The sequence below is a fragment of the Paenibacillus sp. 01L418 genome (genome assembly GCF_056400045.1).
In genome coordinates this window covers 17342-43524 of the sequence record NZ_JBFTSN010000027.1, presented here as the reverse complement: position 1 = coordinate 43524, position 26183 = coordinate 17342, and the positions used below count along the sequence as shown (strand labels likewise).

Here is a 26183-nt window from a genome sequence, read left to right as displayed (position 1 = left end):
TATAGAAATAGGGAAAAGCTATGGAAGTCATTTGTAGAGGAAGGGGAGAGTGTTTTTGTTATCTGTCATCATCATTTTACCATTTATTATGGCTGCTATTAGTCCTTTGCTGCGAAAGCTGCTGCATGGACTTCATACGGGTTGGATTATTCTTCCTTTGCCAATTTTGCTGTTTAGTTATTTTCTATGGAAAATACCAGCGATTCAAAGCGGAGATACCATAACAGCAACCATCCCATGGATACCTTCATTAGGAGTCAATTTCACCGTTTATTTGGATGGTTTAGGTTTATTATTTGCCTTATTAATTACGGGAATTGGCGCGTTAGTCGTCCTTTATTCGATTTATTATTTGGATAAAAATAAGGAAGCGATAACATCCTTTTATGTTTATTTGCTTCTATTTATGGGGGCTATGCTCGGGGTTGTCCTATCAGATAATCTTATTGTGCTGTATGGTTTCTGGGAGCTGACGAGTATTTCCTCGTTCTTGCTGATCGCTTTCTGGAACCATAGAGAGAAATCGAGATATGGCGCATTAAAATCTATGCTTATTACAGTATTCGGCGGCCTTTCTATGCTGGCTGGTTTTGTACTGCTATATGTGATGTCAGGCACCTTTAGCATTCGTGAGATCATCGGCAGCGTTGATACGCTAAGCGGCCATGCATTGTTTTTGCCCGCAATGCTGCTTATTCTAGTCGGAGCGTTTACGAAATCGGCGCAGTTTCCATTCCATATTTGGCTGCCCGATGCGATGGAGGCTCCAACCCCTGTAAGTGCGTATCTGCACTCAGCGACGATGGTTAAGGCAGGTTTATATTTAGTCGCTAGGTTCAGTCCAATCTTCTCTGGAGAGTCGGCTTGGTTCTGGCTCGTTTCGTTCTTTGGTCTTGTGACGATGATTTATGGCTCTTTCCGAGCGATGAAGCAGACGGATTTAAAATCATTACTCGCGTTCTCAACGATTAGCCAGCTCGGCTTGCTGATGAGTTTATTTGGACTTGGATCGGCGGCGGCTTTCTATACAGGAGGTACAGATTCACTCTTTTATGCAAAAGCTACGATGGCGGCCATCTTTCACTTGATCAACCATGCTGTGTTTAAAGGTGCTTTGTTCATGGTTGTTGGGATCGTTGACCATGAAACAGGGACGAGAGACATTCGCAAGCTAGGCGGACTTATGGCTCTAATGCCAATAACCTTCTCCATTGCGCTTATTGGAGCCTTCTCGATGGCGGGCCTGCCACCGTTTAATGRCTTTTTGAGCAAGGAAATGTTTTTTACAGCGGCTCTTAATATTAGGCAGCTGGACTTTTTCAACGTTTCATTTATGCTGGCTATCATTCCCGTTATCGCATGGGTTGCAAGTATATTTACATTTGTATACAGCATGATTTTGCTATTTAGAACGTTTATGGGACCAGCACAGTTTGAAAAGTTGGCGAAGAAGCCGCATGAAGCGCCGCTYGGCATGCTTATTTCCCCGGTCATTCTTGCTTCTTTAGCTGTCGTTATCGGTTTGTTCCCAAATCTGCTTGCGTACTCTTTAATTGAACCTGCCATGGCTGCGATTCATCCGAATGTGCTGCTGCCCGGCGAGCGTTTCCTCGTGCATATTCAATTCTGGCATGGCTGGACAGCTGAAATATTTATGACGATGGGCGTCGTTATTGCAGGGACACTTTTGTTCAAGTTTCATCAACGTATCCAGTGGATCAATCAACCGCTCTTCCAGCACATCTCATTGAACCAAATGTATGATGGAGGGCTTCGAGTATTGGATAGAGGCTCCAATCGGTTGACCAACCGTTATATGACGGGTTCCATTCGCCACTACTTGATGTACATTTTTGTATTTCTAATTGTGTCACTTGGGTTAACGATGATCCAAGAGAAATTGAATGTGTTTCAGTTCTCGGATTATGCTCCAATATCCGTATATGAGGCGGTTATTATTATCGTCTTAGTCATATCGGTTATTGCTATACCGTTTACGAAGTCGAGAATGATGGCTATCATTTTAACGGGTGCGGCAGGTTATATGGTCACCTTGTTTTTTGTCATCCTACAGGCGCCTGATCTAGCTTTGACTCAGATGATCGTCGAGACAGTATCGGTGACGCTGTTCCTCTTATGTTTCTATCATTTGCCGAAGCTGAGCAAGGAAATAGCCGCCCTGCGTTTTCGACTATCTAATTTCGTTATTGCGCTTAGTGTGGGAATTATAATGACATTAATTGCGCTTGGTGCAAGCGGAAATCGCGCGTTTGATTCTATATCAGACTTTTTCTTAAAAGAGAGCTACGAATTAGCGGGCGGCAAAAATGTGGTTAACGTCATCCTCGTTGATTTCCGCGGCTTTGATACGATGCTTGAAATTGTTGTCCTTGYCATCGCTTCATTAGGTATTTATGCCATGATTAAGCTGAAGCTGGATACAGAGGATGAAAGAGTGTTTCTGCCTAAGCAAAGCAATAGAGGAAAGCTGGCGTTTCCCGTAGTAAGAAGCAACGATGTTATTCTGAAGACGATAGCGAAAGTCGTTATCTTCATTATATTGACGTTCTCAGTGTATTTGATGTTCGCAGGGCATAACCATCCAGGCGGAGGATTTATCGGGGCATTAATGGCGTCGGCTGCATTTATTTTGCTTACGATGGCCTTTGGATTGCAGACGATGCGTGAGGTCATTCCTATCGATTTCCGAGTATTAACAGCGATTGGGCTGTCGATAGCTATTTTGACGGGAGTAGGATCTTTTATATTTGGCGCACCATTTCTCAGCCATGCCTTTGGTCACTTCGAGCTGCCGCTATTGGGCGATACGGAGCTTGCTACGGCAATGCTGTTTGATTTAGGGGTATATTTGACCGTTATTGGCGTGACGATGACCATCATTTTAACGATAGGGAGGGATAAGTAGCTATGGAATTGTATATGTCACTCGCAATCGGTGTTATTTTTACAGTCGGGGTGTATCTGATCTTGTCCAAAAGCCTGCTGCGTATCATTTTGGGAACCTCTATCCTTACCCATGGTGTTCATTTGCTGCTGCTTACGATGTCCAAGCTGAAAACAGGAGCTGCGCCACTGCTTGGCGAAAAGGCGGAAACGTATGTTGATCCACTGCCGCAGGCTCTGATTCTAACTTCTATCGTCATCAGCTTTGGCGTGACTTCCTTTTTCTTTGTACTCGCTTATAAGGCTTATCAGAAGCTGGGTACTGACGATATGGAGCAGTTAAGGGGGAATGACGATGAATAATCTGCTTGTATTCCCGCTTCTCATTCCTTTGTGTACGGCAGTTATTCTTTTGTTTTTTAAAAATAGTGTGATCGGGCAGCGCTGGATAAGTGCGATTGGTATGCTTTTTAATCTGGCTGCAGCTATTGTCCTTATCTATCAAGTAAAAACGGAGGGCATTCAAACGCTGCATATGGGAGGCTGGCTGCCGCCGTATGGTATTGTGTTCGTTGGGGATATGCTTGCCGCATTGCTTGTTTTGGCTACTTCGATTGTCGGCACCTTCTGTTTGTTCTTTGCATTCGGAACGATCGGCAAGGAGAGAGAAAAATATTATTTTTATCCGTTTTATCAGTTTCTGCTCGTCGGTGTGAGCGGATCGTTTCTTACGGGAGATTTGTTTAATTTATTTGTGTGCTTCGAAGTTATGCTCATTTCCTCCTATGCGCTTATCGTGCTTGGAGGGACGAAGAAGCAGCTCCGCGAAACGTTGAAATATATATTAATTAATATTTTATCCTCAACACTATTTGTTGCAGCAGTCGCCTATTTGTACGGAGTTGTAGGCACTTTGAACATGGCGGATCTATCACAGCGCATAGCTGAAGTAGGTCAGAGCGGCGTCTTGAACGTCATAGCGATACTGTTCATGATCGTATTTTCTTTAAAGGCGGGACTGTTCCTATTTTTCTGGCTGCCCGGCTCTTATAGTGCGCCTCCGGCAGCGGTATCCGCATTGTTTGGTGCGCTGCTCACGAAAGTAGGCTTATATGCTCTCATACGGACATTTACGCTTATCTTTTATCACGAACCTGCGATTACGCATCATTGGATGGCTTGGATGGCCGCTGCAACGATGGTTTTAGGCGCTTTCGGGGCAGCCGCTTATTCCGATATTGGCCGTATTTTGAACTACAATGTCATCATCAGCGTTGGTTTTCTAGCTTTTGGGTTAGCAGTGAGCTCAAAGGAAGCGCTAGATGGAGTCGTGTTCTATTTGCTGCACGATATGGTTGCCAAGGCACTCCTTTTTATCATTGGAGGAATGCTTATGTATATTGCTGGTACGGGGCGTTTAAAGGAAATGGGAGGCTTGATCAAGCGTTATCCGTTTATGGGCTGGATGTTTTTTATCACAGCGTTAGCCATTGCAGGCATTCCTCCACTTAGTGGATTCACAGGAAAACTGCTGATCATTATGGGCGGCTTTCAGGAAAAATATTTCTGGCTTACAGCTGTGTCGCTAGCATCAAGCTTCATCGTGCTCTATTCCTTGATCAAAATATTTATGGCGGCTTTCTGGGGTGCAGAGATGAAAAACGCCGAATCGCTGCCTGCCCTTAATAAAGGATTCATCGTTTCCGCAGCAGGGTTATGCTTGATCGTCGTTGCGATGGGCATCGGATCGGAATGGGTGTATCAATATGTTTCTGAAGCAGGGCATACGCTTATCAATCCGGCGCAGTATATTGATGCCGTATTAAAGGAGTAGATGAGATGGCTTTGCAAATCTTATTAAACTTAATCATTTCGTTCGTATGGATGTTTCTTCACAATGACTGGTCGGCTCCGCGGTTTATCGTAGGTTATATCATCGGTATTTTATTTATAGGGCTGCTCAGCAGGTTTTGGCCGCATGACTTTTATATGAAAAGAGTATGGGCAATCTTTAAGCTGCTTGTGCTGTTTATAAAGGAATTGTTTGTATCCAGCTTCGTTGTGATTGGACTAATCGTTCGTCCTAAGCTCGCCATACGTCCAGGAATTTTTGCTCTGCAAACCGAGCTCAAAACAGACTGGGAAATCACAGTGCTGTCCTGCCTAATCTGTTTGACACCAGGGACGCTGACGCTCGACGTATCCAAGGATGGCCGAACATTATATATTCATGCGATGGATATGGATGATGCGGAGCTGCTCTCACAGCAGATCAAGGATTCTTTTGAAAAAGCGATTATGGAGGTGACTCGGTAATGCTGTCCCCTTTGCTTATTGCATCATTAGTTATACTATCACTAGCTATTTTGGGCTGTATGTACAGGCTGCTCAAAGGTCCATCCATAACGGATCGGATCGCTGCTTTGGATACGATTGGCGTCATTTTATTATCGATGATTGCAGTCATTTGCATGCTGCTAAAAACACAAAATTATTTCGATATCATATTATTGATCGGCATATTGACCTTTATCGGGACAACCGCTTTTGCAAGATATATTGAAAGGGGTGTCGTCTTTGAACATGGAGATGATAAGTAAAGCAGGAGAGCTGATTATTGGTCTGATGGTTTTGTTTGGTGCATTAATTGGTGCTCTAAGTGCTTTTGGCTTAATTCGGCTTCCTGACGTTTATTTACGATCACATGCGGCAACCAAAAGCGCGACGCTTGGGGTGTTGTTCATTTTGGTAGCCGCTTTCCTATACTTTATGATTTATTTGGAGCATACGAGCGCCAAGCTGCTGTTAGGTATTGTGTTCGTATTCATCACAGGTCCGGTAGCCGGGCATTTAAATGGAAGAGCGGCCTATCGTTCAGGCGTACCGCTATGGAATAAAAGCATACAGGATGATTTGAAGGACGCCTCTAAAGAGGAACAGGGATAATTTCCAGCAAAGGCTAGCATACCTTTCTAATCGATCCGCTTCAAAAAGGAATGAAACATGATTTTTAATAAAATAAGATGATAGGCGAGCCCGATGCCAAATACCCCTAAAGCAGCTGAAGGCTCGCCTGCTATGCCTAATAAATAGCTTTTGGCAGGCCAGTAGCTTGGAATCCAAGCGCCTAAATACTGCCATGGCAAGGGGGTGAAGGCAGCAATAATAGGCCCTGCAAAAAGTAGACCACTTATTTTGGACAAGGCTAAGCCTTCGACCTTATTAGAAGCAAAAGTCGCTAGAAACAAAGCCAAACATGGAGCCTCTAGGGTTAGYAATACGATGGTATACAAACTTTCGATTTGAATCTTTGCAATGCCCGATAATAGGATGAATAAACTGGCTAAGCTTATTGCAAGTGCGCATGGCAGCAGTAATCGATACAAAAAATAGCCTTTACGTGTGAAAGGGGTAATCGCATAATAAGCAATCATGTTTTCATCCCGTTCATCGAGCATAAGAAGCCCAGCCATTGTCCCWGGAAGCAGCGGTATGACAAGCATAAGGAACGTTACCGCGAAATTGGAATAATCCATCAATAAAAAGCCGTACTGCTCCTGTATCCAATCGGATAATGGAGGGAAGACATATCGTGCAACCACGATAATGGCTAGGGGACCAAATAAACTGGCCATAAGCATAGGATCCATCCTAATTTGCCTCGCGTCATTCCTCATAAAAGCTTTAATTTTCAGTATCATCATGAATCCCCCTTTCCTATTTTCATAAGAATGACCTGCTGAAATGACCGTTTAGCCCATAAGAAAACGAGTGTGTTGCCCAATAATAAAATGAAAATAGCATACAACGTTTCTGCGACAGTGGGCTGTTTGATCATTGATTTTAACAACAAGAGGGTCCCTTCCGTAGGGATGATCATGTACAAATATTGATTGCCAATGTGAAAGAAGCCGAGTAGAGGAAGCGCAAACGGCAGAGCATAGAGCTGTGAGCGTAGAATAAAACCGTTTACCGATTGCGAGCGTACAACTACGCCAATAGATAACAAGGTGAAAAAGCTGGATGTAAGCAGGATGCCAATCGTGAAATGAAAGGGTGAAGCGGGTACACCAATGGAAAATAGATGTATAGCCCAGGCAGATGAAATCGAGAGCAAGGCAAGAGAAGAGGCTTTGGCGAGTAAATATTCGGTTACACGAAGCGGTGTTACGAACAGACTGTCATGAATGCCTTGGTCTTTCTCAAGCAAGACAATGCCGCCTGCTAGAATTAACCCTAACGCACTTGGATCAGAAAAGGTAAGCAATAGAGCAACGGTTGTTTTGTAGTCTGTGGGAATAGAGTGGAGCAATAGGAGATATATTGTGCAGACGAGCATGTAGATCAGGTAAAATTTATGGCGCCACTGGAAACGAAGATCATGACATACGGTCATCCACATTCTCATACTAAAGCCCTGCCTGTCACATCAATAAATATTTGTTCAAGAGTTGCTTCTAAGGAATGAATCGTTTCGATTTTTTCATGACGTATAAGGTTCATAAATTGCTGATTCCCCGCAAGCCCAGCCATAGAAAAATGTTCGGTTATCAGCTCATGCTGCTTTAAATATTCAATTCGAACACTGTTTTGGCCATGTCGCAGTCTTAGCTCTCTAGGAGAATCAATAAGCTTAATCTGACCATCGACAATAAAAGCAACACGGTCGCAAAGCTCCTCGGCTGCTTGCATGTTATGCGTTGTGATGACGATGGTAGTACCTGCAGCTTTCCTCTCCAAAATCAACTCTTTCATCCGCTTTGCATTTACGGGATCAAGGCCGGAGGTCGGTTCGTCGAGAAACAAAATATTTGGTTGATGCAGCAATGCACGACAAAAATTCAACCTCATCTTCATGCCTTTGGATAGCTGTGAAACCTTCATATTCGCCGCATCCTGCAGTCCGACCTGGGAGAGGAGATGCATAGGGTCCAAGGTAACGCCTGCATAAAGAGAACGAAACAATTTTAAGTTTTCAAGGACTGTAAACTTGCTGTAGAAGTTGGGGAATTCAAAAGCAACGCCGATTTGTTCATAATAGTCGGGACCAGTGCTCTTGATTTCATGATCCAAAACGCGCACACTGCCTGCGTAACCTTTGAGTGCACCGATTAATATTTTTTGCGTAGTGCTCTTTCCAGCACCTGATGGACCGAGAAAACCAAATACTTCTCCCGGTGCGATTGAAAAGGTAAGGCCGTGCAGAATCGTATTTGTTGTACCGGGATACCTGTACTCAAGCTGATTCACTTCGATCATCTGATAATTTCGCCTCCTAAATCACGCTTTGCATACATACCTTCCGCAACAATATCAAGCATAAATGAAATGGTATCGGAATAAATGCCGGGCCCGATTTCCTGCTTATGCAAGGTAAGAAGGACAAGCGCTCTAATCATACTGACGATAAGCTCAGGCTTTGTATGAGCGAGAATGCCAGCTGCTTGCCAATGATGAATAATTGGCATTAAGGCATCTGCATCATCCGAGAAATTATGTTCCAAGAGCTCTGGAGGCAGCTTGCGTACAAGCTGAGCAAATTCACCTTCCAAATACATTTGACGAACCATAGGGCTTTCGCCTAATAGACGGAAGGATTCAATAAGAAATTGATGAATACTGTCTTTGGTTACGAGTTCACTCCGATTTAACGAAGCAAGCAGACGGTTGCGAATTAAAGCCTCCTCTTCAAGCAGAATGTGATAAAAGAGCTCCTCCTTCGAATTGAAGAACATATAGAAGGAGCCTTGTGCAATGCCGCAAGCTTTCGTTAAATCCTCAATGCTTGTTTTGCGAAGACCAGCAGCTTCGAAGCAGCGTTTGCCCTCTTCGAACAGCTTTTTGCTAATCCATTGTTTCTCTTGCTCACTGAATTTTTTGGGCATAGGGATTCTCTTTTCTTTTTTATGATTTTATGAATAATTTTATTTTATATTCACAATAAGCGATAAAGGAGATTTCAGTCAAGCATAATAAAAGAGCAGTACCCAAGTAGAGGATACTGCCCTTATTTTGAAATTTTAGAAAGCAGATCATTTGCTGCTGTTATGGCTTGTATGTATCCTTTGACGAATAACCTCGGTATTTGCCGCTGCCGTATTTGCCCTTATCAAACAGATCATCAAGAACACTCGCGATTAAATAGGCTTGGAGAAAGCTTGAGCTATAATTCTGACGTACATATTCCGTTGAGTTAATTTCGATCAGTGTATCTTCCGGTGCATCAGGAGCCTGCTGCAAATCGATGACTTCATCGGAATAGACGAGAAACATCCGCTCTGTACTTGTCTCGCTCTGCTGCTTCGGTTTACGCTGCTCGTTAAAATCCGAAGCGACATCAGGAACGGAACGATTTGCGGCACGATAGACGTAAGAGGTTTGATTACCAGAGCCGTTGACTGATTCTAATGGGTACTGCTCCTTAACTGTATCTGAAATGGTGCATGCGGTGAGAAGCGGGATGATAAAGCTAAGCAGAAGCAGGTATTTCAAAGATTGATGCCACCATTTGTTCATCGTTATCCTCCTAGCCGCCGCGCAGCACGCGAACATCTGCAGGCAGCACGCTTTCTCCTTCATAGAGCATAAAGCGCCCGTTTTGCCATTCGATACGAAGCAGCTTCATATCATCCGATTGATATTGCCAGACAGACTGTTCGCCTCCCTGCATGTATGGCGTTTTGCCGGTCGCCGTAATTAAACCGGAGTATTGCTCCTCCATATGATAAGTACGTTCGTCCAGCTCCAAAATGGTAGGCACCTCGTCAATTGATTCCAAGCGCCCGTCTATAGGTTCATACAGTGCGAATACGGTTCTTTCTCGCTCCTCTATCGTTAAATAACGAATGGTTATGCCATCCTGAAGAGTTAGGACAATCGCGTTGCGTGCACGATTATGAGTTCTGCCTGTGACGTTATAAGTTATTAAGGAAACCTCACAAGCATCGCCAGGTGACAATGTCATTATGCTCTTCTCAGCAATGGGCGACGGAGAAGTAGCAATCAGGTTTTTGATCCGTTTAAACAAGCTCATCGTATATACTCCTTCTGAATAATTAGATAGACCCGATAATTAGTGCACCTGCAACATGCAGAGAGCCTGCGAATAACGCGTAATTGACTTTACCCTCATGAATACCTTGCTCCAGCTTCATACCGCTGATAGCGATGACGATTTTCTCTACGATCCACTCCAGTATGAGCAGCAGCACGAAAGAGATGAGTGAGATGAGTAGAGCTTCCCACATTTCACTTGATTTACTGATGGATTGGGATAATATGTACGCTTGAGCAAATAATTTGAGTACGAAGCGAGTCGTTACCGCGGTATTTCCTTTTTTAATTTCCTGCAAATCATTGTACTTCGTAAAACGCGAGTCTAAAAACATGATGATAATTAACAAAATTGCTCCAGCACCTGTCCAAATCGGAATTCGAATAAGGTCAATCCAAGACATCGTCAGTTCCTCCAATGGTCCAATTTATAAAAAAGACCGCTTCCGTTAAAACCGGTCCTCCGATTCGTAACATAAGCGGCCACACTAGATAATATTTATGAAGTGACTAAGCTATTACTGTTTCTCGTATTGCTTCATCAAGGCGGCAAGCTCATCATCGACCGCTTTATCCTTGCCGAGCTTCTCAAACTCAGCATCAAGTGATTTTCCTTTGGCGCTCAATTCGTTACTGGCTTCAGCTTGCGCTTCCATTTGCAGCATCTTCTCTTCCATACGCTTCATGCCTGAAGCAGCAGAATCCGTACCGAAGCCAGACATTGCTTTATTAATTTCCGTTTGTGCCTTGGCTGCATTATAACGAGCGACGAGTGTCTCACGTTTGTTTTTAAGCTCAGTGAGCTGCTGGCGCATCTCATCCAGCTTGCCGCGCAGATTGTCTGCGAGCAATTTATTCTGATCGAAGCTCGTTTTGTACTCCGTTGATTTTTGTTCGGCTGTTTTCTTCTCTTCCAAGGCACGACGAGCGAGCTCAATGTTTTGCGCTTGTGCTGCCAGATGGGCTTGCTCACTGCGCTTCTCTACCAGCTGTGCTTGCTCTTCATAAAGCTGCTTGAATTTTTTCTCAATGGCAATTTGTGCTGCGACTGCTTTCTCGGCATCGGCTAGATCCTCTTGCATGTCGCGAATATATTGATCGGTCAACTTAACAGGGTCTTCCGCTTTCTCAATTAGAGCATATACATTCGATAAAGTAAGATCACGCAGTCGTTTAAATATGGACAATGAAATCCCTCCTAGAATCGTAGTACGCATAAGTCATAATACGCGAAGAGCAAGCGAGTCGTTGCAAGTAAATGCAGAATCGCTGCCATTCGCGTTTATATTTAAAGAAATGCTACAATAAACCAAAATGATCACCTGTATGAGAAGAAAAGAGGGAGCATAACCATGGAAAATAGCAAAACTGGAACGGAGCGGTTTAAGCGATTTATTTTGAACAATAAATTCGTATTATTTCTGCTTGTTTTGTTGCTTGTTGGACTAAATATTATGGTGCTGACGAAAATTTCATACATTTTCACGCCTTTAACCGTGCTGCTCAAGACCTTGCTGCTGCCGGTCATATTGGCGGGAATAGCTTATTACTTACTTAATCCAGTCGTCGACTTCTTAGAACGAAAGGGAGTCAAACGGATATATTCTATTATTATGCTGTTTCTGGTTGGCGCAGGACTGATTACAATTTTGCTGGTCATCGTCATTCCATTATTAAATGGGCAAGCCGTGAGCTTCGTGAACAGCTTTCCTAAATACGGCGAGCAATTGCGGGTTAAATTTGAGCAGTTTATGGATAGCGCTGGATTTATTCAAGTACAAGAGTGGTTTAATTTAAATCCGGAGAAGCTGACGTCGAATATTACAGAGCAAGCCACGTCCATTTTGAATGGAACGTTAACTAGCGTGGGTTCCTTTGTGGGAGCACTTAAAGAGGTTATTCTTGCGATATTGACGCTCCCGTTTATTTTGTTCTATTTGCTAAAAGACGGGAAAAAGCTGCCGGAAACGATCGTTAGTGTCCTGCCTAACAAGCTTCAGCCGCATACGAAACGAATTATGGCAGAGATGAACGGACAAGTTAGCAGCTATATCCGAGGTCAAATTATAGTAAGCTTCTGTATTGGGYTGCTATTATATATCGGTTACTTAATTATTGGCCTTGAGTACTCACTTGTGCTTGCGCTGGTAGCTGCGTGCACAAGCGTTATTCCGTATCTAGGGCCTGCCATTGCGATTACACCAGCTTTAATTGTCGCTATGGTGACTTCGCCTGTCATGCTCCTGAAGATGGTGGTTATATGGACGATTGTTCAATTAATCGAAGGCAAATTCATCTCGCCGCAAATCATGGGCAAAACGCTGCATATCCATCCGATTACCATTATTTTTGTTATTTTGACAGCGGGTAACTTGTTTGGCCTTGCAGGGATTGTACTTGCGGTACCGGGTTATGCAGTCATCAAGGTCGTTGTAATTCATCTGTTCGAATGGTTTAGAAGCCGCTCGATTCTTTATGAAGCAGATAAGAAAGGCGAAAACGTGCTATAATAACCGATTTCGCTTAAGCAGCTTGAAGTATATAAATACAATACCGAAAGCCAGCAGGTAGGATAAAAAGGTATACCCTATATTCCAGCCGTTGCCGTAGGATACTTTGCCATAGATTAGAGCCATAAACTCAAGCAGTGTAGTGCCCAGTATGAACAAGAACAAGATTAGCACGGTTAATACGGGGCGTGAATTGATCAACCAGATCATAAAGCATGCTAGTAGCGGGTAAAGACCGATATCAAGCGGCAAAGCGGAAACGGACTCGTCATTGGGGATAAGAGGAGTGAAATCCCAAAACTTTAATTGAAAACCAATTGAGTTGATGACTAAAGAGGAGACCGCTCCGATAGGGAAAATAAGAAGCAAGGTTTTGGGGCTTTTTATGCCCAAATATATACCGGCAATCCAAGGAACAAAGAACCCAAATATAGTATTGATAAGCATTATAAGTTCCTTTCTTGAACATTTTTTATTAGAATGTCCTGAATCCAGATCAGCATGCGTGAAAAAGAAAAAAGGAAGGCGCCAAGTGCGCCTTCCTTTTTGTTTTAACCTACCTCTGGTTTGAGCAGTCGAATAGGTGGACCGATCGTCAGCTCAACTTTATTAATGCGATGTTTGCTTACTTCACGAACGGTAAAGGTCAAATTATGAAAGCCAAATTGTTTACCTGGCTTAGCTTCTTCCATTTCACTGTACAGCCAGCCGCCGACCGTATCGACTTCTTCATGCTCAAGCTCGGCTCCTATGAGGTCGCCCAGCTCAGTGAGCGATACCTTGCCATCCAGCATATAAGATGTATCCGACAGCATCTCGATATCTTTGCGTTCATCGGCATCAAATTCATCTCTGATATCGCCGACAATTTCCTCCAAAATATCCTCAATCGTTACAAGGCCGGAAGTGCCGCCATACTCATCTACGACGATCGCAAAATGTACGCGCTCCTGCTGCATCCGTTTTAGCAATGTCTTGACAGGCATCACCTCGGATACGGACATGACAGGCTGTATAAGTGTTTGCAAATCAATTTCTTTGTTTACTTGATATTGAAGAAACAATTGCTTCGTGTTGATCATCCCGACGATATGGTCTTTGCTGTCGCCGGCAACAGGGAAGCGGGTATACTGTTCCTTGCGAATGATATCCATGTTTTCTTGCAGCGTATTGTTCTTATATAAGACGGTCATGTCTGTACGCGGAACCATAATTTCTTTAGCTAAAATTTCATCAAAAGCAAAGATCCGATTTACGTAACCATATTCCGTATTGTTGATTTTACCGCTTTCTAAGCTGTCTGTTAAAATAATTTGAATTTCTTCTTCGGAATGGGCGTTCTCATGCTCCTTCGCTGGCTTTAAGCCAAACAAACGAACCAACGCATTGGCAGATCCATTCAAGACCCAGATGAAGGGGTACATGACTTTGTAGAATAGAATAATCGGTTTCACGACAGTGAAGCTGACAAGCTCTGCCTTCTGGATGGCAATGCTCTTAGGAGCAAGCTCACCAACCACCACATGGATAAATGTGATGAATAGAAAAGCGATTAGAAATGACAAAATGTGACTCAAATTACTGTTTAGATTCCATTGCTCGAATAAAGGGAGAAGCAGTTTTTCAACGGTAGGTTCTCCTAACCAACCAAGTCCGAGCGCTGTAATTGTAATGCCAAGCTGACAGGCAGATAGGTAACCATCCAAATTGCTTACAACACGTTGAACGGCAATTGCGTTTTTCTTGCCTTCAACGACTAACTGGTCGACACGGCTGGAACGAAGCTTAATGATTGCAAATTCAGTAGCTACGAAAAAAGCGGTTAACACAATTAGTAAAGCAACTAAGAGCAGATTAAGTCCTATACCCATAATAAATGTTCACAATCCTTCTTATTCGTATTTAATTGATGTTATTTAATAGTACGAACTTTCTGCCAATTCATCAAACCGCTGAAAGAGGGTTATACGGCTGCAAAAGCTCAATTTTACCGATTTAGAGAAGCCAGTAGAACAATATTAGCCGATACCTAGCGATTACGAGATTATTTGTCTGGTTTAATGAATAGTTCTTATGAACTCGAAATGAATGAAAAAAAGAACGGCAGCAGGCCGTCCATTTTTCGAAATATAAGAAAGAATATGATTTACTGTTACTTACCTTATATTTCGTAGTCTAGGCGATATTAAAACTTATTTGCCTGCTGCTCTGACCACTCACCGATGACAGGCAGCTTATTCAGCTTCCCTTGCAGCGTGAGCAGCATGAGGCCAATCCATGCAATGAAAGCGGCTAGACCGAGCAATATCCCTAGCAGCCAACCAATTATCGGGATAAAGCCTAACAAAATATTAGCGGCGATGAAAGCGACCGATAAGACGATAGACTGTACAGCATGCAATCTAACGAAGCGGCTCTTCTTCTCTAGCACAAGGAATATAATGCCGGTTATAAAACCTGCCAGGTAGCAAAGCAAGCCTGCTACTTTCGGATCAAGTCCCGTTGATGAGCTGTCTGGTTGTAAGGATGGAGGTTGATTCAAGAGATTCACCCTTTCTATTTTACCTATACTTGCAATGATTGTATTCGTCATACATTTTCAGTAGACCTCTTTATTTTATAAAATATTATCCAAAATTGGTATCAAAACTTTGTAAAAGGTTTGTAACCTGTTTCGACAAATTATCGTCTAAACTAAAGAATGCGTATTTATAAAAGAATTGATAAGATAGGAGAAGTCATCATATTATGAATAAAATGAATAAACGTAGATGGTTAATTGCTGCATCAGCCGCAGTAGTGATTCTTGGTGTTGTTGGTTTTTTCAACAGAGGAACATTGGCTATGCTAGGGTTTGATTGGTTTCTGGAAGGTCAGGTAAAGAAGCAGCTCGAGCAATCTTATAAACCTATCGATGGACGGGAACCCGTTCCAGTGAGTACAATTAATAAGAAACAAGATCCATTCTCTATCCTGCTGCTCGGTATTGACCAACGCGGCAAGGAGACTGGGCGGTCGGATACGATGATCTATACAGTCGTTCGTCCAAATGACGGCGAGATGCTCATGGTTTCCATACCACGTGATACGTATGTTGATATCGTCGGTAAAAATAAAGAGGACAAGATTACGCATGCATACGCTTTTGGCGGTGCGGGAATGGCAATGAACACGGTTGAGAAGTTTCTAGACACACCTATTCAATATTACGCTTCAATTAACTTTGAAGGATTCCGTAACGTGATCGACACGCTTGGCGGAATTTCGCTTCCTATCGAAGAGGATATTGTGAATAAAGATGCTGATCATGAGAAATTTGTCATTAAAGCTGGCCAGGATACTTACAACGGTAAGGATACACTGAACTATGTTCGTTATCGTGAGGATGCTGGCGGCGATATCAATCGTACAGAGCGTCATCAGATTTTCTTGAATCTTCTTATGGATAAAGCGAAACAAATGAATCAATGGTCCAAAATTCCTGAGCTTATGGATATTATGGGCGATAATTTCAGTACAGATATGCGTCCGCAGCAGCTAGTCGATTTAGGTCAAATCATGCTCATGGCGAAGGATCGCAAAATCTACAGCCATTCGCTGCTTGGTGACGGACATCGCTTGAAGAGCGGCGGAGCTTGGTATTATTTTGCCGATGAAGAAGATTTGTCGAAGGTACAGACCATGATCAAAAACTGGTTAAATGCAGATACACCTGCTTCCAGTCTAATATTGCCTGATAAGTACAATGAAGATAAGGTCAAAGATGTAGGTGCATTATCAAGCAGCGAAACGACGACTAAGCAGCCTTAATGCTGCTTGCTCCGCTCCGTCTTGCTGCTTTAGGACCAATGGGAATGGAAAGAGCAAACGGATCGGAGTGGTTTAAGAAAAATGAATATCGCGTTTTTTTTGTTGCCGAAGCAAGAGGTTGTGTGTGTTACTCAGGATGTAACGTTAAGACAAACGCTAGAGCGTATGGAGTATCATCGCTATACGGCGGTCCCTATTATTAATGATGATGGCGGTTATGCAGGTACGGTTACGGAAGGCGATTTGTTATGGTATTTTAAAAATCATGCTGACTTATCACTGGAACAAACCAATAAGGTGAAGCTAATCGATGTACCGCTTCGAATGAACAACAAGACGGTACGAATTGATGCCAATATGGATGATCTGATCTCGCTGGCGAAGGTGCAAAACTTTGTACCGGTTGTCGATGATATGAACCGTTTTATTGGCATTGTACGCAGAAGCGAAATCATTGATTACTGCCAAAAAATTATTATGGAGCAGCATAATGTGCTTCAGGATAAATAAGAAACGGCAGCGATTGGGATCGTCTTCAGGTACTATTTTCAAACTAGGCAGGGCAATATAATAAGCAATAAGACGGAATAAGCTTGCTGTTCCGTCTTTTTCTTTTATAGGAAGCGCCTAAGCCGACAGTTCGACTAAAGAGTGAGCCTGCTGGAATGTGAGTGATATGTTTAGCTTTTATGCTATAATGAGTTGTAAAAGTTTCGTAAGAAACCAGATTATATAAGCAAGAGGTGAACGGTTTGAGAACCGGCTTGAAACCAGTGCTGTGGAGCTTTGCGGCACTCCTTTTATTATTGTCCCTTCTAGTACCGCTATTTAATGTAATTACCATGCTGCTGCTTATGGTGCCGTATGTCGTGCTGTATACGATACTGTCGCCAAAGTCTTTTGTGCTGCATCTGCTTCCGGTATGGGCACTGGCATTTATTATCGGCGGGCCAGCTACACTTATTATCGGATTATTTTTCCTCATACCGTCTATTGTGATGGGCCACTTGTATATGAAACAAGCGCCTGCCTCAAAGGTTCTTCGGACGGTCAGCGTCGTCGTTCTTGCTCAGTTGATGCTTGAGTTGATCATATTCGAGGCGTTCTTGAATATTTCGCTCATTAAAGAGCTCAGAACATTTATAAGGTCAACAGTCGATGAACTGATGACAAAGCAGCTGCTTCCTACAGAATGGAATTCGGATCTAACTGAGGTTGTTGCTCGTACGATGGTCAATTCTATTCCTGTAACCTTTATTATTATCGCTTTCGTACTCACTGCTATATCGCAATTTATAGCTCGCAGAGCTGTAAAGTGGAGCGGCGGCCCGGAAGTACCTAGGTTTACGCGTGCCAAAGATTGGCGTTTGCCTCGTATACTCGTTGTGCTTTATTTAATTACTTATGTAATCGAGCTGTTCTCGTCGACGACGAGCGATTCTTTTTTTGCAGTGGCTTTGATGAACTTGGTACCTCTGCTTAGTTATGTTTTTGCGTTTCAGGCTGTCGGATTTTTCTTTTTCCTTGCTCATCAGCGAGGATGGAACAAAGCGGTACCGATTCTTATTGCGATTCCGGTGCTATTGATCCCGCCGCTTAGCTTGATCGGCGTGCTGGATACTGCTTTTCCAATCCGCAAGTCGTTTACGAAACCATAGCACAGGAGCGGATAGGAAATGCCGAAGTTTTTGGTTACACGATGGCACGGAATGCATCAAATGTGGGCCTTTGCATTGATGGTGCTCATGTCAGTGGGACTTGCATGGTTCGAGTGGCTGCTTGGGCTGCTCGGATTACTGCTCACGGCCTTGGTATTGTTTTATACCATAATGGCAGAACGTGCTTTCCGCAAAGATTTGAAATCGTATCTAGGCACGTTGTCCTACCGGGTTAAAAAGGCAGGAAACGATGTCGTCAGCGAACTTCCTTTCGGAATTATTTTATATAACGAAGATCGTATGGTGGAATGGCATAATCCTTATATTGCTAATATGGTGGAGCGGGAAACCGTCATTGGCGTTCCGCTTGCGGAGCTGTTCCCATCATTGCAGCAAGTGAAGGAACGCGAAGGAACGATTGAAGCTACAGTAGGCTCGCAAGTTTACCAGCTGATCTTCAAACAGAAGGAACGCATTCTTTATGTGAAGAACATTACGGATCTGTGGCAGCTTGGCCGCAAATACGATGATGAGAAGCTCGTTATCGGCATTGTAATGATCGATAATCTTGAAGAAGTTACGCAGGGTCTTGACGATCACCAGCGCAGCTCTATGCTCTCAAAGGTGACGACGGAAATTACCGAGTGGGCTCAAAAGTATCATATTTATTTGAAGAGGCTCACGTCGGATCGGTTTCTACTGGTGACGGATCAAAAAACATTAAAGCAGCTTGAGCAGTCTCGTTTTGTCGTGCTGGACGAGGTTAGAGATATTACCGGCGATCACAAAATTCCGGTTACGCTGAGCATCGGTTTTGCGGCAGGGGCTGAGCATATCATCGAGCTCGGTCAATGGGCGCATATGAGTCTTGATATCGCGCTCGGACGAGGCGGCGACCAAGCAGCTGTGAAGGTTGGCAGTCGGCAATCCTTCTATGGCGGCAAGTCGAATGCGGTGGAGAAACGGACACGCGTGCGCGCACGGGTGGTCGCACATGCATTACGTGATCTGATACGCGAGAGCCATAACGTAGTCATTATGGGGCACAAAATGCCCGATATGGATGCAATTGGAGCAGCTATTGGTGTTATGAAAGCGGCGCAGCTGTTCGGCAAGGAAGCTTATATTGTGTTAGAAGGCGTAAATCCAGCCATTCAGAAAATGATGGAGCTCATCCGCGAAGACGAGAAGCTGTCCAAACGCTTTGTCTCACCGGAGCAGGCCTCGGCATTAATTACACCTCAGACGCTCGCTGTCGTTGTTGATACGCACAAGGTATCGATGGTTAAGGAGCCTAAGCTGCTTACACAGACCGACCGCATTGTCGTTGTCGATCATCACCGCCGCAGTGAGGAATTTATCGCGAATGCGATATTAATTTATATGGAGCCTTACGCTTCATCAACATGTGAGCTCGTAACGGAGCTGCTGCAATACATCCATGATCGAGTTGTACTCGATGTACGGGAATCAACAGCTTTACTTGCCGGTATTACGGTAGATACAAAGAGCTTCTCGCTTCGCACAGGTGCGAGAACGTTTGAAGCGGCATCGTTCCTGCGCCGCAATGGGGCAGATTCGATGATGATTCAGCGGATGCTGAAAGAGGATCTTGAAGAATACGTGCGCAAGGCCGAAATTATTAAGCATGCTGAGGTGCTTTATGAGCATGTCGCCATTGCAGTAACCGAAAGCGGTCGTAAATATTCGCAGCTGCTCATCGCACAATCAGCGGATACGCTGCTGAATATGACGGATATACTCGCTTCCTTCGTTATCGGAGAGCGCCAAGATGGACTAATTGGCATTAGTGCGCGTTCACTAGGCCATATGAATGTACAGGTCGTCATGGAGAGAATGGGCGGAGGCGGACATTTGACGAATGCTGCCGCTCAGCTGGAAGGCTCTGTGGTGGAAGTAGCGGAGCGTTTGAAACAAGTGTTAGAAGAAATTGAAAAGGAAGAGGGGTTATTTGAATGAAAGTAATCTTTTTGCAGGATGTTAAAGGACAAGGGAAAAAAGGGCAAGTAAAGGATCTGTCCGAAGGGTATGTACGTAATTTTCTATTGCCGCAAGGGCTTGCGAAGCTGGCATCCGACGGCAACCTGAAGACGCTTGAAGTACAGCATGCTTCTGAACAGAAGCGCAAGGATAAAGAAAAGCAGGACGCGCAAGAACTAGGCAAGAAGCTTGAAGAGATGACCATCGTAATTAAGACAAAAGCAGGCGAGGGCGGCAGACTATTTGGTGCCATTACGAGCAAACAAATTGGCGAAGCCTTAGCGGCGAAAGGAATTAAAGTAGATAAACGCAAAATCGAGCTTGATGATCCAATTCGTACGCTGGGTGTTACACAAGTCGTTGTGAAGCTTCACCCTGAAGTGAAAGCAAAGCTGAACGTGCAGGCGTCTGAAGAATAGAGCAGTCTAAAGTATAAGCCAAGGTTTGTTACAGAACCTTGGCTTATGCTTACGAAGTAGGTTTGCTGCGCAAACCTTGTGTATGTTTACGAAGTAAGTTTTCTTCGAAAACCTTAGCGTATGCTTACGAAGTAGGTTTTCTTCGAAAACCTTTAGGAGGGGCCCATGAGCACTGAATTGATGTTTGATCGTGTTCCACCGCAGAACTTAGAAGCGGAACAAGCTGTTATCGGAGCGATATTGCTGCAATCAGAAGCCTTGATTACAGCGATGGAGCGCGTGCGCAGTGAAGACTTCTACAGCGGTCCTCACAGACAAATATATGAGGCGATGGTTGAAATCGCGGAAAACAACCAGCCGGTTGATCTCGTGACTTTGACTGCGCATTTGCAGGATCAGCATTTGCTTGAAGAAATTGGCGGAGTCAGCTATTTGGCGAAGCTTGCCAACTCGGTGCCAACCGCAGCAAACGTTGACTACTATGCACAAATTGTAGAAGAGAAGTCGATGCTGAGGCGCCTTATTCGCACAGCAACAAACATCGTATCCGATGGATATGCGAATTCGGAGGATGTAGGCGTACTTCTCGGAGATGCAGAGAAACAGATTCTCGAAATATCGAATCGCCGCTCCGGCAGCGGGTTCATCTCCATTAGAGACGTATTGATGGAGGTATTCGAGAAGGTAGAGCAGCTGTACCAGGATAAAGGCGGCACAACAGGCATACCATCCGGATTTACCGATCTGGATCGGATGACGGCCGGTTTCCAGCGAAGCGACTTGATCATCGTTGCTGCCCGTCCTTCTGTAGGTAAAACGGCATTCGCGCTTAACGTTGCACAAAATGTCGGCGTTCGCGCACGCGAGACCGTCGCGATCTTTAGTCTGGAGATGTCAGCGGCACAGCTTGTACAGCGTATGATTTGCGCAGAAGCAAATGTAGACGCCCAGCGGATGCGGACAGGGCATCTTGAAGGCGATGACTGGGAAAAGCTGACGATGGCGATTGGGTCGCTTTCGGAGGCACAAATCTTTATTGATGATACACCGGGCATTACGGTCGCAGAAATTCGCGCCAAATGCCGTCGCTTGAAGAAGGAAAAAGGGTTAGGCATGATCATGATAGACTATTTGCAGCTGATCTCCGGCCGCGGCAAAGCGGGCGAGAATAGGCAGCAAGAGGTATCCGAAATTTCACGTACACTGAAGCAAATTGCGCGTGAGCTTGAAGTTCCCGTTATTGCACTTTCTCAGCTAAGCCGGGGCGTTGAGCAGCGGCAAGACAAACGTCCGATGATGTCCGACCTTCGGGAATCGGGATCTATCGAGCAAGATGCTGATATCGTATCGTTCCTTTACCGGGATGATTATTACGACAAAGAGTCTGAGAAAAAAGATATTATCGAGATCATTATCGCTAAGCAGCGGAATGGACCGGTAGGTACGGTTGAGCTCGTGTTTCTCAAAAAGTACAATAAATTCGTAAGTATCGATCGCGCGCATCAAGATCCGATGCAAGCGTCGTGAATATCCGAACAATTGCATGTGTAGTTATGCAATTGTTCGTTTTTCGTTTGACTTCTCGATGTTGGACTGCTACACTATTAATGCTGTCTTTTGACTTGTGACACGGGCCCTTTTATTAAAGGTTTGCTGGTGTATAAAGCATTGGGACGGTAATTTTCGGTGCTTATAAACACCGGACGGGGGTATAATTATGTCTACGGTTGTTGTAGTTGGTACACAGTGGGGAGACGAAGGTAAAGGCAAAATCACTGATTACTTGGCAGAGGGAGCCGACGTCGTCGCTCGTTACCAAGGAGGAAACAATGCCGGACACACCATCCTTATTGATAACAAAAAATATAAATTGACGATGATTCCATCGGGTATTTTCAATCATGATAAAACTTGCGTCATCGGTAACGGAATGGTTATTAATCCGGAAGCTCTGATTGACGAAATTAACTATATTCACGAAAATGGCTTCTCTACTGATAATTTGAAAATTAGCGATCGCGCTCATGTCATTATGCCTTATCACCTTGTACTTGACGGTCTTGAAGAGGATCGTAAAGGCGATAATAAAATCGGCACAACTCGCAAAGGGATCGGCCCTTGCTACATGGATAAAGCGGCACGCAATGGCATTCGTATTGCTGATTTGATGGATGCTGAGGAATTTGAATCCAGAGTTCGCAGTATTATCATCGAGAAAAACCAATTGATTGAGCAAGTATATGGCGGAGCGCATCTTAATGCGGATTCCATCGTTGCGGACTATCTTGGGTATGCAGAAGTGCTTCGCAAATATGTAACAGATACTTCTGTTATTCTAAACGATGCTATCGATGCTGGTCAGAAGGTTTTGTTCGAAGGCGCTCAAGGCGTTATGCTCGATATTGACCAAGGAACTTATCCGTACGTAACATCATCCAACCCATCAGCTGGCGGAGTTTGTATCGGTTCTGGCGTTGGTCCGTCAAAAATCCAGCAAGTTATTGGTGTTGCAAAAGCATACACAACTCGTGTAGGCGATGGTCCTTTCCCAACAGAGCAAGACAACGAAATCGGTCAAATGATTCGTGACAAAGGCCATGAATACGGTACAGTAACAGGTCGTCCACGCCGCGTTGGCTGGTTCGATACGGTAGTTGTTCGCCATGCACGCCGCGTTAGCGGTATTACAGGTCTTTCTCTGAACTCGCTAGACGTTCTTACAGGCCTTGAAACAGTTAAAATTTGCACAGGCTACAAATTGCGCGGCGAAGTGATTGATACTTACCCAGCAAGCCTCAAAATGGTATCAGAGTGCGAAGCGATTTACGAGGAGCACCCAGGTTGGTCAGAGGATATCTCTGGCGCGAAAACACTTGAGGATCTTCCAGTGAATACACGCAATTACTTGAACCGTGTATCCGAGCTTACAGGTATTCCAATTGCGATCTTCTCCGTTGGCCGTAACCGCGAGCAAACAAATCCGGTTCGTCCGATTTACGAATAAAATGTTTTTTACAAAGGGTGGCCTGCGGGCCATCCTTTTTTTTGTATATAAAAATGATGAATACTCGCTTTAAAACACTCATTTTATAGGAAATTAATAGAGTTTAGAAGAATGGTTGTCCCTAATGTTGACCATAATGGTATATAACAGATTATGGCAATTGCAGCTGCTAAATAACAATTTGTCAGCTGCTGGACGAAGGGATTGGTGCGGCAATGTTGAAAAAAGTAGAATGGCTGGCGAAAATTGTAGCAGCAGGATTAATCGTAAGTTTCTTATCCATTTGGACGACGGGATATATTGTAACCAGCTATGTGGAAACGATATTAAAACAATTCAATTTACCGCTTGAAGTGCCGCCGATGGCAATGTCAGGCGTATGGGGCAAACTATGGGGAGCAGATCCGCTAGTAACGACGGATATTGCAGATAAAGAAGAGAAGAAGACTATAGTTGATGGTGAGGATACTCCAGCAACAGATGCAGGTGAAAATGAGCAGGCTGATCCACCGGCAGCCATCGACGCCTTTGGACAAGCAACGGATGCTCCGCTTACCGATATGGGCATTGGCGGGGGCACCGAAGCAGGAAGTGGCGCAAAACCTGAAGATGGCAGTGTTGAAGAGGGAACAGCTGGTGTTGATGATACCGAGACAGCGATGACAACGGATGATTTGACTGAGGTAAAGGATCAAATGAGCGATGAGGATAAGGAAAAATTATTCAGTCTGCTTATGACAAAATTACCGCAAGAATCGTGGCAAACAATCTCTCAATATATCGAAAACGGGCTGACAGAACAAGAGTTGACAGAGATTCAACAAATAATGGCACAGCACCTCGACAAGACCGAATATGGGCAAATGATGGAGATTCTGAAAAAATATTAATATTGTGAATAGGGTGTAAAGGTTGCTCCAATTGTTGGGCATATGTTACAGTATTAGGCGAACGATCCGACAGGATAATTCGTCTTTTTTTATGTCGGAAATCGGAAAAAAAGTTGCATTAGCGCGAAAAGGAGACAATCATGACCGTTTTCAGGGACAAGGGTCGGATTCAGAAAGTATGGAATCAAGCGATTCAGTACTTTCGGCATGACCGATCGCAACAACTGGATGGCAAGACACAGCAACAATCCGCAAGTGATCAGGCAAACAAGCCGTTTTGGCGAAAAAAGCCGGTTCAGTTAGCGGGCGGGGCGCTCGTACTCCTCACAGTAGCCGGATTTAGCGGAATCCAATATGTTCAAGCAAACACAGTCGAATTTTATAACGTATATATGAATGGAACAGCCGTTGGAACCGTAAGTGATCCACAAGAAGTAGAGCAGCTAGTTTTGCTGGAAACCGAAGAAGTTCAGCAAGCTAACCCGGGCATTAACATGGTGCTTGATACAGGAACAATTACCTATGAGCCTGATCATGCATTCAAAGGAACTCCAGAAACTGCTGGTACGCTGGACAAGCTTGAAGGGTTGTTTACCTCTCATGCGGTTGGTGTCGAAGTGAAGGTTGATGGAAAAGTCATCGGCATTGTAAAAGACCAACAGACAGCAGATGAAGTTTTATTGCGCGTGCAAAGCAAGTTTGCACCGAAGCTTGCCGCAGCGAAGAAGGAAGCAAAGGAAGTGAAGTCGCTTTCGTTCAATGCAAAAGATGCAAAGCCGCCAGCGCTTGATTCGAAGGCAGCCTCTAAGCAGCCTGGGCGTGAAGTGACAGAAGTTGAATTCATTGAAGCGGTAATGATGGAATCAATCGATACCGATCCAGAACAGATCATGGAAGCAGAAGCTATTTATAAGATGCTCGTTCAAGGCAGTATTCAACCAACTAAATATACGGTACAAGCAGGCGATTGCGTCGGCTGTATCGCACAGAAATTTGATATTTCCCCAGAGGTTATTTATAAGAATAACGCATGGATTAAAGATGATAAGATAACGATTGGTGATGTTCTTGATCTAACGGTGCTCCAACCGGAGCTCACAGTAAAGACAACCGAGAATTTAGTTGAAGTAGAAACGATTGAACCACCCGTTGAAATTATGAAAAATGCGAGCATGCGTGTAGGCGAGTCGAAGACGATAGCAAATGGTACGGCTGGCTCTAAACGTATGACTTATCKTATCGTGAAGCAAAACGGTTACGTCGTATCCGAAGAGCTTCTCACGAAAGAAGTAATTAAAGAAGCGACTCCAAAAATTGTTGAACGAGGAACGAAGGTTGTTTTGGGAGAAGGATCAGGACGTTTTGCAATGCCTGTCTCCGGATCTAGAATGACTAGTAAGTTCGGGAAACGCTGGGGACGCATGCATAACGGTATTGACCTTACTGGCAACAAGAACATTCTTGCATCCGATACAGGAAAAGTTGAGTTTGTTGGAACGAAGCCAGGTCTAGGCAAAACGGTTATTATCAATCATAAGAACGGCTACAAAACCGTATACGGTCACCTTAGCTCTTACAATACCAAAGTAGGGGATATTGTTGAGAAGGGTGAAAAGATTGCTATCATGGGCAGTACAGGAAACTCTACTGGCGTTCATTTGCATTTTGAAGTACACAAGGACGGCGTTTTGCAAAATCCATTAAAGTACTTATAACATATACCCATAATTTACTAGAGAGAAACACTTTTGCTATAAGCGAAGTGTTTCTTTTTTTTGCGTATATAAATGTTGTGTATGGACATGGAGTATTTAACTTATTCATGCAGTGATGGCGGACTGAGGAAAAACCTTTCAACATGAGGGAAGTTTCATTGTGAAGCAAGGGATAACAGTGTTAAAATAGAAGGTAATAAAAAGGACAAGCGACGGGCG

General features: G+C 44.0%; 27 protein-coding genes. 16 read left to right on the top strand and 11 right to left on the bottom strand.

Features of this window, described 5'->3' with window-relative positions; genetic code table 11:
• Positions 1-49: 49 nt before the first annotated feature.
• The 6 genes from AC1DSE_RS06335 to mnhG are packed head-to-tail and all read left to right on the top strand — an operon-like array spanning position 50 to position 5850.
• Positions 50-2926, top strand: coding sequence for a Na+/H+ antiporter subunit A (locus tag AC1DSE_RS06335; RefSeq protein WP_477527502.1), 2877 nt, complete (start codon positions 50-52; stop codon positions 2924-2926).
• A gap of 2 nt (positions 2927-2928) precedes the next feature.
• The gene (locus AC1DSE_RS06330; RefSeq protein WP_054025754.1) at positions 2929-3267 is read left to right on the top strand and encodes a Na(+)/H(+) antiporter subunit C; all 339 of its coding nucleotides are present in this window, start codon (positions 2929-2931) and stop codon (positions 3265-3267) included.
• A complete protein-coding gene (locus AC1DSE_RS06325; protein WP_477511805.1) occupies positions 3260-4738 on the top strand; it encodes a Na+/H+ antiporter subunit D in 1479 nt (492 codons plus the stop codon). Before AC1DSE_RS06330 ends, AC1DSE_RS06325 begins: the two co-directional genes overlap by 8 nt.
• A gap of 5 nt (positions 4739-4743) precedes the next feature.
• Positions 4744-5220 (top strand): Na+/H+ antiporter subunit E, encoded by a 477-nt coding sequence (locus AC1DSE_RS06320; protein ID WP_477511804.1) that lies wholly within the window; start codon positions 4744-4746, stop codon positions 5218-5220.
• Positions 5220-5504 carry a Na(+)/H(+) antiporter subunit F1 gene (locus tag AC1DSE_RS06315; RefSeq protein ID WP_477511803.1) on the top strand — a complete coding sequence of 95 codons (285 nt, stop codon included), beginning with the start codon at positions 5220-5222 and terminating at the stop codon, positions 5502-5504. Before AC1DSE_RS06320 ends, AC1DSE_RS06315 begins: the two co-directional genes overlap by 1 nt.
• Positions 5488-5850 carry a monovalent cation/H(+) antiporter subunit G gene (gene mnhG, locus AC1DSE_RS06310; RefSeq protein WP_076266573.1) on the top strand — a complete coding sequence of 121 codons (363 nt, stop codon included), beginning with the start codon at positions 5488-5490 and terminating at the stop codon, positions 5848-5850. The genes AC1DSE_RS06315 and mnhG overlap by 17 nt, the downstream gene beginning before the upstream one ends.
• A 26-nt stretch (positions 5851-5876) precedes the next feature.
• Here mnhG and AC1DSE_RS06305 read toward each other — a convergent pair whose 3' ends face one another.
• From AC1DSE_RS06305 to AC1DSE_RS06270, 8 genes are all read right to left on the bottom strand, one after another.
• On the bottom strand, positions 5877-6608 hold the full coding sequence (locus AC1DSE_RS06305) for a hypothetical protein (protein ID WP_477511802.1): 732 nt from the start codon (positions 6606-6608) through the stop codon (positions 5877-5879).
• Complete coding sequence (locus AC1DSE_RS06300; RefSeq protein ID WP_477511801.1) at positions 6605-7312, bottom strand: fluoroquinolone export ABC transporter permease subunit; 708 nt, start codon at positions 7310-7312, stop codon at positions 6605-6607. Before AC1DSE_RS06300 ends, AC1DSE_RS06305 begins: the two co-directional genes overlap by 4 nt.
• On the bottom strand, positions 7309-8163 hold the full coding sequence (locus tag AC1DSE_RS06295) for an ABC transporter ATP-binding protein (RefSeq protein ID WP_477511800.1): 855 nt from the start codon (positions 8161-8163) through the stop codon (positions 7309-7311). The genes AC1DSE_RS06300 and AC1DSE_RS06295 overlap by 4 nt, the downstream gene beginning before the upstream one ends.
• Positions 8160-8789, bottom strand: a complete 630-nt coding sequence (locus tag AC1DSE_RS06290) for a TetR/AcrR family transcriptional regulator (protein ID WP_477511799.1) — start codon at positions 8787-8789, stop codon at positions 8160-8162. The genes AC1DSE_RS06295 and AC1DSE_RS06290 overlap by 4 nt, the downstream gene beginning before the upstream one ends.
• Before the next feature lie 160 nt (positions 8790-8949).
• Positions 8950-9420, bottom strand: coding sequence for a DUF4247 domain-containing protein (locus AC1DSE_RS06285; RefSeq protein WP_477527501.1), 471 nt, complete (start codon positions 9418-9420; stop codon positions 8950-8952).
• 10 nt (positions 9421-9430) lie between these two features.
• The gene (locus tag AC1DSE_RS06280; protein WP_477511797.1) at positions 9431-9937 is read right to left on the bottom strand and encodes a DUF4178 domain-containing protein; all 507 of its coding nucleotides are present in this window, start codon (positions 9935-9937) and stop codon (positions 9431-9433) included.
• A 22-nt stretch (positions 9938-9959) separates the two neighbouring features.
• Entirely contained in the window at positions 9960-10361 is a 402-nt protein-coding gene (locus tag AC1DSE_RS06275) for a DUF350 domain-containing protein (protein ID WP_441878096.1), read from the bottom strand.
• 114 nt (positions 10362-10475) lie between these two features.
• Complete coding sequence (locus AC1DSE_RS06270) at positions 10476-11144, bottom strand: PspA/IM30 family protein (RefSeq protein ID WP_076266566.1); 669 nt, start codon at positions 11142-11144, stop codon at positions 10476-10478.
• Positions 11145-11309: 165 nt separating this feature from the next.
• Between AC1DSE_RS06270 and AC1DSE_RS06265 the strand changes: the two genes are divergently transcribed.
• On the top strand, positions 11310-12467 hold the full coding sequence (locus AC1DSE_RS06265; protein ID WP_477511796.1) for an AI-2E family transporter: 1158 nt from the start codon (positions 11310-11312) through the stop codon (positions 12465-12467).
• Here AC1DSE_RS06265 and AC1DSE_RS06260 read toward each other — a convergent pair.
• The 3 genes from AC1DSE_RS06260 to AC1DSE_RS06250 form a co-directional block, all read right to left on the bottom strand.
• A complete protein-coding gene (locus AC1DSE_RS06260; RefSeq protein WP_477511795.1) occupies positions 12462-12914 on the bottom strand; it encodes a CBO0543 family protein in 453 nt (150 codons plus the stop codon). The genes AC1DSE_RS06265 and AC1DSE_RS06260 overlap by 6 nt on opposite strands.
• A 104-nt stretch (positions 12915-13018) precedes the next feature.
• Positions 13019-14338, bottom strand: coding sequence for a hemolysin family protein (locus AC1DSE_RS06255; RefSeq protein ID WP_076266563.1), 1320 nt, complete (start codon positions 14336-14338; stop codon positions 13019-13021).
• Between the two features lie 314 nt (positions 14339-14652).
• Positions 14653-15009 carry a DUF4870 domain-containing protein gene (locus AC1DSE_RS06250; protein ID WP_339205793.1) on the bottom strand — a complete coding sequence of 119 codons (357 nt, stop codon included), beginning with the start codon at positions 15007-15009 and terminating at the stop codon, positions 14653-14655.
• Between the two features lie 206 nt (positions 15010-15215).
• Between AC1DSE_RS06250 and AC1DSE_RS06245 the strand changes: the two genes are divergently transcribed.
• From AC1DSE_RS06245 to AC1DSE_RS06205, 9 genes are all read left to right on the top strand, one after another.
• On the top strand, positions 15216-16277 hold the full coding sequence (locus tag AC1DSE_RS06245; protein WP_477511794.1) for an LCP family protein: 1062 nt from the start codon (positions 15216-15218) through the stop codon (positions 16275-16277).
• Between the two features lie 81 nt (positions 16278-16358).
• On the top strand, positions 16359-16787 hold the full coding sequence (locus tag AC1DSE_RS06240) for a CBS domain-containing protein (RefSeq protein ID WP_076266562.1): 429 nt from the start codon (positions 16359-16361) through the stop codon (positions 16785-16787).
• Between the two features lie 242 nt (positions 16788-17029).
• Positions 17030-17935: a DUF2232 domain-containing protein gene (locus tag AC1DSE_RS06235; protein WP_076266561.1), complete on the top strand. Its 906-nt coding sequence runs from the start codon at positions 17030-17032 to the stop codon at positions 17933-17935.
• An 18-nt stretch (positions 17936-17953) separates the two neighbouring features.
• A complete protein-coding gene (locus AC1DSE_RS06230; protein ID WP_076266560.1) occupies positions 17954-19915 on the top strand; it encodes a DHH family phosphoesterase in 1962 nt (653 codons plus the stop codon).
• Entirely contained in the window at positions 19912-20355 is a 444-nt protein-coding gene (gene rplI, locus AC1DSE_RS06225) for a 50S ribosomal protein L9 (RefSeq protein ID WP_076266559.1), read from the top strand. The genes AC1DSE_RS06230 and rplI overlap by 4 nt, the downstream gene beginning before the upstream one ends.
• Positions 20356-20520: 165 nt before the next feature.
• Positions 20521-21882: a replicative DNA helicase gene (dnaB, locus tag AC1DSE_RS06220; protein WP_076266558.1), complete on the top strand. Its 1362-nt coding sequence runs from the start codon at positions 20521-20523 to the stop codon at positions 21880-21882.
• Positions 21883-22072: 190 nt separating this feature from the next.
• Positions 22073-23359 carry an adenylosuccinate synthase gene (locus tag AC1DSE_RS06215; RefSeq protein WP_076266557.1) on the top strand — a complete coding sequence of 429 codons (1287 nt, stop codon included), beginning with the start codon at positions 22073-22075 and terminating at the stop codon, positions 23357-23359.
• Positions 23360-23574: 215 nt separating this feature from the next.
• Complete coding sequence (locus AC1DSE_RS06210; RefSeq protein WP_339205786.1) at positions 23575-24249, top strand: hypothetical protein; 675 nt, start codon at positions 23575-23577, stop codon at positions 24247-24249.
• 140 nt (positions 24250-24389) lie between these two features.
• The gene (locus AC1DSE_RS06205; protein ID WP_477527500.1) at positions 24390-25964 is read left to right on the top strand and encodes a LysM peptidoglycan-binding domain-containing M23 family metallopeptidase; all 1575 of its coding nucleotides are present in this window, start codon (positions 24390-24392) and stop codon (positions 25962-25964) included.
• The last annotated feature ends 219 nt before the right edge of the window (positions 25965-26183 follow it).